This is a genomic window from Actinocorallia herbida, assembly GCF_003751225.1.
Lineage (GTDB): Bacteria > Actinomycetota > Actinomycetes > Streptosporangiales > Streptosporangiaceae > Actinocorallia > Actinocorallia herbida.
The window spans coordinates 2,416,888-2,430,748 of record NZ_RJKE01000001.1 but is presented as its reverse complement, the minus strand read 5'-3'; the positions used below and the strand labels follow the sequence as shown (position 1 = coordinate 2,430,748).

Genomic DNA, 13,861 nt, shown 5'->3' with positions numbered 1-13,861 from the left:
TCACTCGATCCCGAGGGTTGATCCGATGAACTCGACGAGCTCGTCGTCGGTGGCGTCGGCGAGCCGCGTCGCGACGGCCGAGGGGGCGGCGCGGCCGGCGAGGTCGCGCAGCAGGGGTGCGGCGGCGGCCCTGCCGTCGCCGCCGGCCCGGTCGAGCAGCGCCTCCAGCGCCTCGATCCCGGCCAGCAGGGCGGCGTCGGGGTCGGGGGCGAGCAGCCCGGCCAGGTGCTCGGCCAGCGCTTCGGGCGTCGGGTGATCGAAGACGAGGGAGGCGGGCAGCGTCAGGCCCGTCTCGGCGGCGAGCCTCGCGCGCAGGCGGACCGCGGCCAGGGAGTCGAAGCCCTGGTCCTTGAACGGCGTGTCCGGCGCGACCGAGGCGGCGCCTTGGCGGCCCTGCACCTCGGCGACGAGCGCGCGAACGAGGTCCAGCAGCACCCGTCGGGCGTCGGCGCCGGGCCGGGCCAGCGCCTCGGCGAGGCCGGAGGGCTCCGCCGCGCGCGGGGCGGAGCGGAGTTCCGCGGTGAGCGGCAGGCCGGGGGCGAGCAGATCCCAGTCGGCCTCGGCGACGACCACGTGCGCCGCGCCGACCGAGCCGAGGTAGCCGATCGCCTCCTCGGGCGGCAGCTCCCGGACGCCCTGCCGGGCGAGCGCCTCGGCGGCGGCCCCGTCGGCGAGTCCGCCCCCGCCCCAGTGGCCCCAGCCGATCGACGTGGCGGGCAGCCCCAGCGCGCGGCGGTGCTGGGCGAGCGCGTCGAGGTAGGCGTTGCCGGGCGCGTAGTTGCCCTGCCCGGCCACCCCGGCGACGCCCGCGAGCGACGAGAACAGGACGAACGCGTCGACCTCCCCCACGAGCTCGTGCAGGTGCCGCGCCGCGTCGGCCTTGGCCGCCAGCGCGCGGTCGATCCGCGCGGGGTCCAGGGCGGAGACCAGGGCGTCGTCGAGGGCCGCGGCGGTGTGCACGACGGCGTCGACGGGGTGCGCGGCCAGGAGCGCGGCGAGCGCGTCCCGGTCGGCGACGTCCAGCGCCCGCAGGACCGGCTGGGCGCCCGCGGCGGCGATCCGGGAGGAGAGCGCGACGGCGCCCGGGGCGTCCGCCCCGCGCCTGCTCGCGACGACCACCTTGGCCGCCCCGTTGCGGGCCGCCCACAGCGCGGCCCGCGCGCCGAGCGCCCCGGTTCCACCCGTGACCAGCACGGTCCCGCGCGGTTTCCACCCGTCGCCGGTCCCGGCCTCGGCCTCGGCCTCGGCGGCGACGAGCCGCCGGGCGAACACCCCGCCCGCCCGCACCGCGAGCTCCCGCTCCTCCCCCGCCCCGGCGAGCGCGCGGGCGACGACGTCCCAATCCGGCTCGGGCGACACGTCGACCACCCCGCCCCATCTCCCCGGATGCTCCGCGGCGGCCACCGCGCCCAGCCCCCACGTCAGCGCCTGCTCCGGCGCCGGAACCTCCTCGCCACCGACCCCGACGGCCCCCGCCGTCACCGACCACAGCGGCACGTCCAGTCCCTGAAACAGCCCGACATTCGCCACGTATCCGGCACGCCCCCCGAGCGGCAGCAACGACACGACGGCGTCCGCGCCCCCGGCTCCGCCCGAAATGCCCAGGGTGCCTGCCGGCTCTCCCGAGAGCCGCGCGCCGTCCGAGGCGAAGGGCCGGACGAGCCGGCCGCCGCCATCCGCAGAAGGCGCCGCCGCGTACGGGACAGGGCCATCGGTGAAGTCGGCACCCGGGACTTCCCCGGCCTCGGGTGCGGACCCCTTGCCCTCGCGAAGGGTCGTGGTGGACGGGGTGAGGGAATCGGTGATCGTGACGTGGGCACCGGTGCGTTCCAGGGCGGCGGCCAAGGGTCCGGCCCAAGGGTGGCCGCCTGAGACGAGGAGCCAGGAGGACGGGGCGGCGGGGGCGAGGGATGCGGGGCGCCAGGCGACGGTGTAGCGGCGCGGGTCGCGGGGAGTCGGAGCGAACGAGGAGGAGGGGGCGAGCCAGTAGCGCGCGCGCTGGAAGGGGTAGGTGGGCAGGTCCGTCTTGCGGGCGCCGGGGTAGAGGGCGGCCCAGTCCAGGTCGGCGCCGTGCAGATGGGCGCGGGCGAGGACGGCGGCGAGGGTGTCGGCCTCCGGGACGTCCGCGCGCAGGGCGGCCTCGGCCTCCGCGCCGGGCACCGCCTCGGCGGCGAGGGCCGTCAGCACGGGGTCGGGGCCGAGTTCGAGGAACGTGGTCGCGCCCGCGCCGGCGAGGGTGCGCAGCCCGTCGTGGAAGCGGACGCTGCCGCGCACGTGCCGCGCCCAGACCGAAGGGTCGTCGTAGGAGGTGACGAGTTCCCCCGTCAGGTTGGACACGACGGGGACGCGCGGCCTGGCCGCGGGCACGGTCGCCGCGATCGCGGTGAACGCGTCGAGCATCCCGTCCATGTGCGGCGAGTGGAAGGCGTGCGAGACCCGCAGCCGCTTCACCCGCCGCCCGGCGTCCCGCAGCGCCCCGGCGACGGCCTCGGCCGCCGCCGCGTCCCCCGAGACGACGACCGACGCGGGCCCGTTCACCGCGGCGATCTCGACGCCCGGCACGAGCAGTGCGCGCACCTCGTCCTCGGCGGCCTCCACCGCGACCATCGCGCCGCCCCCGGGAAGCGCCTGCATCAGCCTGGCGCGCGCCGCGACGAGCTTCGCCGCGTCGTCCAGCCCCCAGACTCCGGCGGCGTGCGCCGCGGTGAGCTCCCCGATCGAGTGCCCGGCGACGAAGTCGGGCCGCACCCCCCAGTCCTCTAGGAGCCGGAACAGCGCGGTCTCCAGCGCGAACAATCCGGTCTGGGCGTACAGGGTCTGCTCGAGCTCCGCCCCGCCCTCGAACCACACCTCGCGGACCGACCGGGCCGCGTGCCCGGCCAGCTCCCGGTCGAGCGCCGCGGTGGCCGCGTCGAACGCCTCGGCGAACACCGGGAACCGCTCATGAAGCTCTTTCCCCGCGCCGGCCCGCTGGCTTCCCTGCCCCGTGAACAGGAACGCCAGCCCGCCGCCCCCGGCCTTCCCCCGCAGCACGGCGCCCGAGCCCGCCCCCTCGACGAGCCCGCGCACCCCCGCCGCGAGTTCCGGGGCGTCCCGCCCCACCACCACCGCCCGCTCCTCCAGCCGGGCCCGCCCGGCCCCGAGCGTCACCGCGACGTCCCCGGGCGCCAGCCCTTCCGCGGACTCGCCGAGCCGCCTGGCCTGCTCCCGCAGCGCCGCCTCCCCCTTCCCGGAAAGGCTCCACAGGTAGGGCAGCCCCTCGGCCGGGCGCCGCGCGGGACCGGTCCCGTGACCTGCGCCGTAGGTCACGGGACCGGAGTTCTGTGCGGGGACGTCCGCGTCGGCGGGGTCCGGCTGTTCGAGGACCACGTGCGCGTTGGTGCCGCTGACGCCGAAGGAGGAGACCGCCGCCCGGCGGGGCGCGCCGGTCTCCGGCCAGGCCCGGGATTCGGTGAGCAGGCTGACGGACCCGGAAGACCAGTCGACGTGCGGCGTCGGCTCGTCCACGTGGAGGGTGCGCGGCAGGACGCCGTGGCGCATCGCCTCGATGAGCTTGATGATCCCGCCGACGCCCGCGGCGGCCTGGGTGTGGCCGATGTTCGACTTCAAGGAGCCGAGGTAGAGGGGACGCTCCCGGTCGCCTCCGTAGGCGGCGAGAAGAGCGCCCGCCTCGATCGGGTCGCCCAGCGCGGTGCCGGTGCCGTGCGCCTCCACGGCGTCGATCTCGTCGGGTTCGAGGTCGGCGGCGGCGAGCGCGGCCCGGATCACCTCGCGCTGCGACGGGCCGTGCGGCGCGGTGAGGCGGCTGCTGCGCCCGTCCTGGTTGACGGCCGAGCCGCGGACCACCGCGAGGACCCGGTGACCGAGCCGGCGCGCGTCCGACAGGCGCTCCAGCAGGAGCAGGCCCGCGCCCTCGCCCCAGGCGGTGCCGTCGGCGGCCGCCGCGAACGGCTTGCACCTGCCGTCGGGGGCCAGGCCCCGTTGCCGGGAGAACTCGATGAACATGCCGGGCGAGGCGAGGACGGTCGCGCCGCCCGCGAAGGCGGCGTCGCACTCGCGCGCGCGCAGCGCCCGCACCGCCAGGTGCACGGCGACGAGCGAGGACGAGCACGCGGTGTCGACCGTGACGGCGGGTCCGGTCAACCCGAGCGTGTAGGCGATCCGCCCCGACGCGACGCTCGTGGTCGTGCCGGTCAGCACGTACCCGTCGGTCCCCTCGGCGGGCAGGTGGTGAAGGCTCGGCCCGTACTCCTGCGCGATGACCCCGGTGAACACGCCGGTCCGGCTGCCGCGCAGCGAGGCAGGGTCGATCCTGGCGTGCTCGACCGCCTCCCACGCCGTCTCCAGCAGCAGCCGCTGCTGCGGATCCGCGGCCAGCGCCTCACGCGGGGACAGCCCGAAGAAGTCGGCGTCGAACCCCGCCGCATCGTGCAGGAAGCCGCCTTCCCGGACATAGCTCGTGCCGCTGTGGTCGGGGTCGGGGTGGTAGAGCCGGTCGAGGTCCCAGCCGCGGTCGGCGGGCAGCGGGCCGATCACATCGCGTTCGGCGGCGACGAGCCGCCACAGGTCGTCGGGGGTGCGGACCCCGCCGGGGTAGCGGCAGCCGATCCCGACGACGGCGATCGGCTCGGCCGCCGCGTGCGCGGCGGACTCGGCCTCGGCGAGCCTGCGGCGGGTCCGCTGGAGCTCGACGGTCACCCTCCTGAGGTAGTCCCGCAGCTTCTCTTCCTCCGCCATGGCGTTCTCCCTGTTCGTACGGCTCACGACAGCCGCAGCTCTTCTTCGATGAGGCGGAACAGCTCGTCCCCGGTCGCCGACGCGAGGTCGGCCTCGGCCTCGGCTTCCGCTTCGGCGGGGACGGGCGCGGGTTCTGGCGCGAGCAGCTCCGCGAGGTGCGCGGCGGCCTCGGCCGGGGTCGGGTGGTCGAAGGTGAAGGTGGCGGGCAGCCTCAGCCCGACGGCCGCGCCGAGCCGCGTGCGCAGTTCGACCGACGCGAGCGAGTCGAACCCCGACTCCTGGAATCCGTGGTCCGGCCGGACCGCCTCGGCGCCGGCGTGCCCGAGGACCGCCGCGGCGGTCTCGCGCACCAGCTGCAGCAGCCGCCGCAGGCGCTCGGCCTCGGGCAGGTCGGCGAGCCCGTCGACGGCGGCGGGCCCGGACGGCGTGACGGAGGCACCGCCCGGCCTGACGAGTCCGCGCAGCACGGGCGGCGTCTCGCCCAGGCCGTCGAGGTCGAGCCTGGCGGGCACCAGCGCGGGGTCGGGCGCGGCGAGCACCCGGTCGAGCAGCGCCAGGGCCCGCGCGGTGGGCAGGCCCGCGAGGCCGCGCCGGGCCATCCGGCGGAGCTGCGCGTCGGTGAGCCCGCCCGTCATGGCGCTCTCCTGCTCCCAGCGGCCCCACGCGGCCGACACCGCGGGCAGGCCCCGATGGGCGCGCCGGGCGGCGAGCGCGTCGAGGAAGGTGTTGGCGGCGGCGTATCCGGCTTGGCCGGGGTTGCCCAGGACGCCGACGGCAGAGGAGAACAGAACGAACTCGGCGACGTCATGCCGTTCCGCGGCCAGGTGGAGCCGCCAGGCGGCGTCGCTCTTGGCCCGCAGGACGTCGTGGACCTGGCCGTCGGTCAGCTCGGTGAACGCGGCGTCGTCGAGGATGCCCGCCGCGTGCACGACCGAGGCGATCCGGCGGCCTTCGAACAGCGCCCTGACGTCCTCGGGGGCCGCGGCGTCGGCGGAGACGATCTCCACCTCGGCGCCGAGTCCTTCGAGTTCGGCCCGCAGTTCGGCCGCGCCGGGCGCGGCGAGGCCCCTCCGGGAGGCCAGCAGCAGGCTCCGCCGTCCGTGCCTGCGGACCAGGTGCCGGGCGACCAGCGCGCCGAGCGTCCCGGTGCCGCCGGTGACCAGCACGGTGCCGTCCGGGTCGGGGCGGCGCGGGAGCGTCGCGACGAGCTTGCCGGTGTGCCGCGCCTGGGAGAGCCTGCGGAGCGCGTCGGGCGTGCGCCGCACGTCCCAGGACTCGACGGGCGGCGGCTGGAGGCCGCCGTCCTCGAACAGCACGCCGAGGTCGGCGAAGAGCGCGGCGATCCGGTCGGGGTCGACGTCGAACAGGTCGAACGCGCGGTAGACCGGGACGACGTCGGCGGGGTCGCGCAGGTCGGTCTTGCCCATCTCCACGAACCTGCCCTCCGGCCCCAGGAGGGCGAGGGACGCGTCCGTGAACTCGTGCGCGAGCGCGTTCAGCACGACGTCCACCGCGCCGAACCGGTCGGCGAACTCGAGGTCGCGGGAGGAGCCGACGTGCGCGGCGTCCAGCCCGGCCTCCAGCAGCAGCGGCTGCTTGGCGGGCGAGGCCGTGGCGAACACCTCCGCGCCGAGGTGGCGGGCGAGCTGGACGGCCGCGCCGCCGACCCCGCCCGTCGCGGCATGGATGAGGACCCGGTCGTCGGCCTTCAGCTCGCCGAGGTCGACGAGCCCGTGGTAGGCGGTGAGGAACGCGACGGGCGCGGCGGCCGCCTCGGCGTACGACCAGCCCGCCGGGATCGGGGCGAGCAGCCGCGCGTCGGTGACGGCCTGGGGCCCGAGCTGTCCCTGGAGGAGGCCCATGACCCGGTCGCCCTGCCTCAGCCCGGTGACCTCCGGCCCGGTCTCCAGGACGGTCCCGGCGCCCTCCGCGCCGATGCTGGCGCGGCCGGGGTACATGCCGAGCCCGATGAGGACGTCGCGGAAGTTCAGTCCGGCCGCGCGGACGGCCACCCGGACCTCCCGCCCCGTGAGCGGACGGGCCGCCTCCGGCGCGGGGACCGCCGCGATCGCGTCGAGGCTGCCGGGAGCGGTGACGTCGAGCCGCCACGGGCCGTCGGGAAGGGCGAGCGCGTCGCGTGCGGGGCGGGCCAGCCGGGGCACGAGCAGCCTGCCGCGGCGCAGCGCCACCTGCTCCTCGCCCGCGTCGGCGGCGGCCGCCGCCTCGACGGGGTCGATCGGGCCGGGGCCCAGGTCCACGAGGACGATCCGCCCGGGGTGCTCGGCCTGCGCGGTCCGCAGCAGGCCCCACAGGCCGGACTCGGCGAGGCCGGGGACGTCCGAGCCGTGCCGGGTCGCGACGGCGCCCCGGGTGACGACCGCGAGCCTTCCCTCGCCGTTCGCGAGCCAGCCTTGGACGAGGCCGAGCGCCCGGACCGTCGCGGTGTGCGCCGACTCGGGAAGCGGCCCGGCCCCGCGCGGCTCGGCGACCGCGGCCCAGTCCCGGTGGAGCGCGCCGTCCCACAGGATCGTCCAGGACCCGTCGTCCGGCACTCGGTCGCCTTCCGGGGGCGTCCAGTCGAGGGGCGTCCAGTCGAGCCGGTAGGGGCGCTCGTCGCCCGCGGTCTCCCGGAAGGCGAGGTCGGCGATCGTGAGGACGGGGTTCCCGTCGGCGTCGTGGGCGTCGAGCGCGACGGCGCCTTCCCGGCCGGGCACGATCCTGGCGCGCAGCGCCTCAGCCCCCTCCCGGTGCACGGCGAACCCCGACCAGGCGAACGGGATCCGCACGCCGGACCCGTCGAGGACCTCCCCGACGACCGCGTGCAGCACCGCGTCGAGCAGCGCCGGATGCACCGCGAACCCCTGCGCCTCGGCGACGGGGACCGTCTCGGCGTACACGGTCGCGCCGTCCCGCCACACCCCGCGCAGCAGCCGGAACCCCGGCCCGTACTCGTACCCGCGCTCGGCGAGCCGCGCGTACAGCGCCGCGAGATCCACCGCCGCGGCCCCCGCCGGGGGCCAGGCCTCCGGGACGGGCGCGGCCGCCGCGAGCGCGGTGCCGAGCGCGCCCGAGGCGTGCCGGACCCAAGGGCCGGCGCCGGTCCTGGCGTGCACGGAGACGGGCCTGAGCCCGTCGGCTCCGGGCGCGCCCGTGACGACCTGGAGGGAGACCGCGCCCTCCTCGGGCACGACCAGGGGCTGCTCCAGGGTCAGGTCGGCGAGGGGCCCGCCCGCTTGGAGGGCGAGTTCGGCCAGGGCGGTGCCGGGGAGGAGGACGTCGCCGAGGACGCGGTGATCGGTGAGCCACGGTTCGTCCTCGGTGGACAGGCGGCCGGTCCGGACCGCGCCGCCGTCGGCGAGCTCCAGGACGGGGCCGAGGAAGCGGTGCGCGGAGCCCGGCGCGGCGGGCTCGGCCGTCAGCCAGTAGCGCTCCCGCTGGAACGGATAGGTCGGCAGGTCGGCGCGCGGGCCGGGGCCGTGCACGGCGGCCCAGTCCACCGGGACGCCCGCGACGTGCAGTTCGGCGAGGGCGGTGACGAACGATTCGGGCTCCGGCCTGTCCTTGCGCAGCGCGGGCACGATCACCGGGACGTCGGTGCTCTCCCGCGCGAGGGCGGTGAGCGTGGCGTCGGGGCCGAGTTCCAGCAGCGCGGTGACGCCGAGGTCGCGGGCGGCGCGGACGCCGTCGTGGAACCGGACCGCGGCGCGGATGTGCCGCACCCAGTACTCGGGGTCGGCCAGCCCGGTGGCGATCCGCCCGGTCACATTGGAGATGACCGGGATGCGCGGTTCATTGAAGTCCAGCGCCGCGGCGACGTCCCGGAACTCCGCGAGCGCGGGTTCGGTGCGCGCGGAGTGGAAGGCGTGGCTGACGCGCAGCGGCCTTGCCCGTCGGCCGTCGGCGCGCCAGCGGCGGGCGAGCGCGGAGACGGCGTCGGAGTCCCCGGACACGACCACCGACGCGGCGCCGTTCACCGCCGCGAGGTCGAGCCCGTCGCCGAGGTGGACCGCGATCTCCTCCTCGCTCGCCTCGAGCGCCGCCATCGCGCCGCCCGAGGGCAGCCGCTGGAGGAGCCTTCCGCGGGCCGCGACCAGGGCGCTCACATCGCGGGCGCTCAGCACTCCGGCGACGTGCGCGGCGGCGAGTTCGCCGATGGAGTGGCCGAGCAGCACCGTCGGCCGCAGTCCGGCCGCCTCGGCGAGCCGGTACAGCGCGACCTCGATCGCGAACAGCGCGGGCTGGGTGTAGGCGGTCTGCTCCAGCAGTTCCTCCGGCCCGTCGAAGACGAGCTCGTGCAGCGACCGGTCGAGGTGCGGGGCGAACCCGTCGAAGAGCTCGTCCAGCGCGTTCCGGAACACCGGCGAGGTCTCGTAGAGCCCGCGCCCCATCCCGACCCGCTGGCTCCCCTGCCCGCTGAACAGGAACCCCGTCCCGCCCTGCCGCACGGCCCTTCCCGTCACGAGTCCGGGCGCGGTGCCGCCTTCGGCGAACGCCCTGAGCGCCGCGGCGGCCTCCCCTGGCGCTCCGACGAACACCGCGCGCTCCTCGAACTCCGCGCGCGTCGTGGCCAGCGCACGGCCCGCCGCGAAGGGCTCGATCCCCTCTCCGAACCGTTCCCGGAGCCGTCCCGCCTGCTCCCGCAGCGCGGACCCGGTCCGCGCCGACAGCACCAGCGCGACGACCGCCTCCGCGCCGGGCCCATCCGGCGAGCCGGACACCTCAGAGAACGCGGGCTCGGTGCGCACGGACCGCCCGAACTCCGACGAGGCCCGCGCTCCAGGGACCGAGGGCACGAACAGTGCGACAGCGTCCGAAGCGGGCTTCTCCGACGAGACGGACGGCCCGGGGAGGGACGGCGGCTCCTCGATGACGAGGTGGGCGTTCGTGCCGCTGATGCCGAACGAGGAGATGCCGACGCGGCGGGGCCGGTCGGTGCGCGGCCAGGGCCGGGGGGCGGTGAGGAGTTCGAGCCGGTCGCCGGACCAGTCGATGTGCGGGGAGGGCGCGTCGATGTGGAGGGTCGCGGGGAGTTCGTGCGCGCGCAGTGCCTCGGTCATCGCGATGAGGCCGGTGATGCCCGCCGCGGCCTGGGTGTGACCGAGGACCGACTTGACCGAGCCGACGAGCAGGGGACGCTCCCGTCCCGGCCCGTAGGCCGCCTGAAGGGCTCCCGCCTCGATCGGGTCGCCGAGACGGGTGCCCGTCCCGTGCGCCTCGACGGCGTCCACGTCGGCGGGGGTGAGGCCGCCGGCGCGCAGTGCCGCGCGGATCACCCGCTCCTGGGACGGCCCGTGCGGCGCGGTCAGGCCGTTGGAGGCCCCGTCCTGGTTGACCGCGCTGCCGCGCAGCACCGCGAGGATCGTGCGGCCGTCGCGCACCGCGTCCGACAGCCGGGCCAGCAGCACCAGGCCCGCGCCTTCGGACCAGGCGGTGCCGTCGGCGGCCGCCGCGAACGGCTTGCACCTGCCGTCCGGGGCCAGGCCGCCCTGTCTGCTGAACTCGGTGAACATGCCGGGCGTCGCCATCACCGTGACGCCTCCGGCGACCGCCAGGTCGCACTCCCTCGAGCGCAGCGACTGCGCCGCGAGATGCAGCGCCACCAGCGACGACGAGCAGGCCGTGTCGACGGTCAGGGCGGGCCCGACGAGGCCGAGCGTGTAGGCGAGCCGCCCGGACGCGACGCTGGAGGCGCTGCCGGTGAGCGCGTGCCCGTCGAAGCCGCGCGGGGTCTCGTGCAGGCGGGTGCCGTACTCCTGCGCCATCGCGCCGACGAACACCCCCGTGCGGCTGCCGCGCAGCGACGTCGGGTCGATCCCGGCCCGTTCGAACAGCTCCCAGCCGGTCTCCAGCAGCAGCCGCTGCTGCGGGTCCATCACCGCGGCCTCGCGCGGGGAGATCCCGAAGAACGCGGCGTCGAAGCGGTCGGCGTCGTAGAGGAAGCCGCCGTTCCTGGCGTAGGTGGTGCCGGGGCGGAACTCGCTCTGCGGCGCGTAGAGCGCGTCGAGGTCCCAGCCGCGGTTGCCGGGGAACGCGCCGATCGCGTCGCGGCCATCGCGCAGCAGCGCCCACAGCTTCTCGGGGGTGTCCGCGCCGCCGGGCCAGCGGCCGCCCGCCGCGACGATCGCGATCGGGTCCTCCGACGCGCCCGCGGCCTCCTCGTCGGCCGTGTCCGCGCCGGTGAGCAGGGCGGCGACGGCCCGGGGCGTCGGATGGTCGAAGACGAGGGTGCTCGGCAGGGAGACCCCGGTGGTCTCGGCGAGCCTGTCGCGGAGTTCCACGGCGCCGGCCGAGTCGAAGCCGAGGTCGCGGAAGGCCGCGTCGGGGTCGATCGCGTCGGGACCGTCGTAGCCGAGGACGACGGCCGCGCCGGAGAGCACGACCCGCAACGCGTCATCGAAGGCGAGTTCCGCGACGCCCTCCGCGATCGCGGACTCCGTCACGGGCTCCTCGACGGGCGTCGCCACCGGAAGCCCGGCGGACTCCCCGGGCAGCGGCGCACCGGCGACCCAATAGGACTTTCGCTGGAAGGGGTACGTAGGCAGGTCGGCGAGGTCGCCGCCCCACTCCTGTGGCCAGTGCACGGGCGCGCCCGAAGTCTGCGCCCTGCCCAGCGAGAGCAGGAACTGCCGCAGCCCCGGACGGTCGCGGTGCAGGGTGCCGAACGCCAGGCCGCCCGTCGGCCCGAGGATGTCCCCGGTCGCCGCGGTCAGCAGAGGGTGCGGGCTCGCCTCGACGAACAGGCCGTGCCCGTCCGACACCGCGGCCCTCACCGTACGCTCGAACACGACGGTCTCGCGGAGGTTCCGGTACCAGTAGGCGGCGTCCAGCCCTGCGGTGTCGAAGAGCCCGCCCGTCAGCGTCGAATAGAACAGCGCCTCGGACGGGTGCGCCTCGATCCCCGAGAGCTCGGTGATGAGACGGTCGCGCACCGGCTCGACGAGGGCCGAGTGGGAGGCGTAGTCCACAGGCAGGCGCCGCACTCTGACGCCGTCCGCGCGCAGGCCCTCCAGGAGGCGCTCCAGGGCGGTCACTTCTCCGGCGACCACCGTGGCGGTAGGGCCGTTCACGACGGCGACGTCCAGGGCGTCGCCGAGGAGCGGTGCCAGGCGGTCCGCGGGGAGTTCGACGGCGGCCATCCCGCCCGTCCCGGAGATCTCCGCGAGGGCCCGGCTGCGCAGCGCCACGACCTTGGCCGCGTCCGCCAGGGACAGCGCGCCCGCGACGTGCGCGGCGGCGATCTCGCCCTGCGAGTGCCCGACGACCGCGTCCGGCTCGATCCCGTGCGCCCGCCACAGCGCGGCGAGCGCGACCATCACCGCGAACAGCGCGGGCTGCACCACGTCGACCCGCTCCAGCGCGGCCGGGTCGGCGAGCGCCGCGCGCAGGTCCCAGTCGGTGTGCGGGGCGAGCGCCGCGCCCGCCGCGTCGAGCGCGTCCGCGAAGGCGGGCGACTCCTCGGCGAGCGCGAGGCCCATGCCGGTCCACTGCGCACCCTGCCCGGGGAAGACGAAGACGGTCCTGCCCCGGTCACGGGCGGTGCCGCGCACGACCTGGGCGGCCTGGCCGCCCTCGGCGAGCGCGCGCAGCCCGGCGCGCAGCTCGGCCCGGTCGCCCGCGATGACGGCCCGGTGCGGAAGGTGCGCCCGGGTCTCGGCGAGCGACCTGCCGACGGTCGCGGCGGGCAGCTCCCCGACCGCGCCGGCCAGCCGGGCGGCGTGCGCGGCGAGGCCCGCCGCGTCCTTGCCCGTCACCAGCCACGAGACGACCGGGGCGCCCGTGTCCGCCGAGGAGGCGGCGGACACGGGCGGCCCGGCCAGCACCAGATGGCAGTTGGTCCCGCCCATGCCGAACGAGCTGACCCCGGCGACCCGGTGCGCCGCGTCGGCGTCGGCGTCGGCGGTCTCCGGCCAGGGGCCGGTCTCGGTCTGCACCTCGAGCCCCAGCGCGTCGAGTGGAATCGCGGGGTTCGGCGAGACATGGTGAAGGGTGGCCGGAATCGTCCCGTGCCTAAGGCCGAGCACCACCTTGAGCAGTCCGGCGATGCCCGCGGCGCCCTCCAGGTGGCCGATGTTCGTCTTCACCGACCCGACCCGCAGCGGCGCCTTCCGTCCGGCGCCCAGGGCCGCGCCGAGCGCGGCGGCCTCGATCGGGTCGCCGACCGGGGTCCCGGTCCCGTGCAGCTCCACATACTGGACGTCGTCCCGGGACAGGCCCGCGTCGGCGAGGGCGCGGCGCACCACGTCCTCCTGGGCGGCGGCGCTCGGCACGGTCAGCCCGTCGGTCGCGCCGTCGTTGCCCGCCGCCGCGCCGAGGATCACCGCGTGGACGCGATCGCCGTCGGCCACCGCGTCGGCGAGGCGCTTCAGCACCACGACCCCGCCGCCCTCGCCGCGCACGTAGCCGTTGGCGCGCGCGTCGAACACCTTGCACCTGCCGTCGGGCGACAGTCCGCCGAACCGGGCGGAGGAGAGGTCGGAGTCGGGCGCGAGGATCAGGTTGACACCGCCCGCCAGCGCGACCTCCGTCTCTCCCCGGCGCAGGCTCTCCACCGCCAGCTGCACCGCGACGAGCCCGGACGCCTGCGCGGCGTCGACGGTCAGGCTCGGCCCGCGCAGCCCGAGGGCGTGCGAGATCCGGTTGGCCAGCAGCGCCCGGTTCAGCCCGGGAAGGGTGTGCCGGGTGACGGCGGCTTCGCCGGCGCGCTGGACCACCGCGGCGTAGTCGCCGTGCGTCGCGGCGGCGAAGACGCCGACGGCCCGCCCGGCGAGCGTGCCGGGCGGGACGCGGGCCTCCTCGAGCGCCTCCCAAGCGAGCTCGAGGAGGAGCCGCTGCTGCGGGTCCGCGGCGACCGCCTCGCGCGGGGAGATCCCGAAGAAGGCGGGGTCGAACAGGTCGGTGCCCTCCAGGTATCCGCCGGGGACGCCCGACCGCGCCGACACCGCGTCGGTGCCCGCCGCGAGCAGCCGCCAGAAGGCGGCCGGATCGGGTGCCCCGGGCAGTCGGCACGAAAGTCCGACGACGGCTATGGGAAAGGCTGCTGCCATGCTGTCCCCCCGGGGAAGACCGATCTCTTACTTGATCGATTCTGTCCACCGGGGGATACCGCCACCAGATCCGCGAACCC

Annotated in this window: 2 protein-coding genes; both read right to left on the bottom strand. The window is 76.8% G+C overall.

Features of this window, described 5'->3' with window-relative positions:
* The gene (locus EDD29_RS11350; protein WP_123664359.1) at nucleotides 1–4,737 is read right to left on the bottom strand and encodes a type I polyketide synthase; all 4,737 of its coding nucleotides are present in this window, start codon (nucleotides 4,735–4,737) and stop codon (nucleotides 1–3) included.
* A gap of 23 nt (nucleotides 4,738–4,760) precedes the next feature.
* On the bottom strand, nucleotides 4,761–13,781 hold the full coding sequence (locus tag EDD29_RS11345; RefSeq protein WP_123664358.1) for a type I polyketide synthase: 9,021 nt from the start codon (nucleotides 13,779–13,781) through the stop codon (nucleotides 4,761–4,763).
* Nucleotides 13,782–13,861: the final 80 nt, after the last annotated feature.

Bases quoted from the DNA above. Each gene is read 5' to 3' on its own strand.
- EDD29_RS11350 (WP_123664359.1), bottom strand. From the start codon at position 4,737: ATGGCGGAGGAAGAGAAGCTGCGGGACTACCTCAGGAGGGTGACCGTC.
- EDD29_RS11345 (WP_123664358.1), bottom strand. From the start codon at position 13,781: ATGGCAGCAGCCTTTCCCATAGCCGTCGTCGGACTTTCGTGCCGACTG.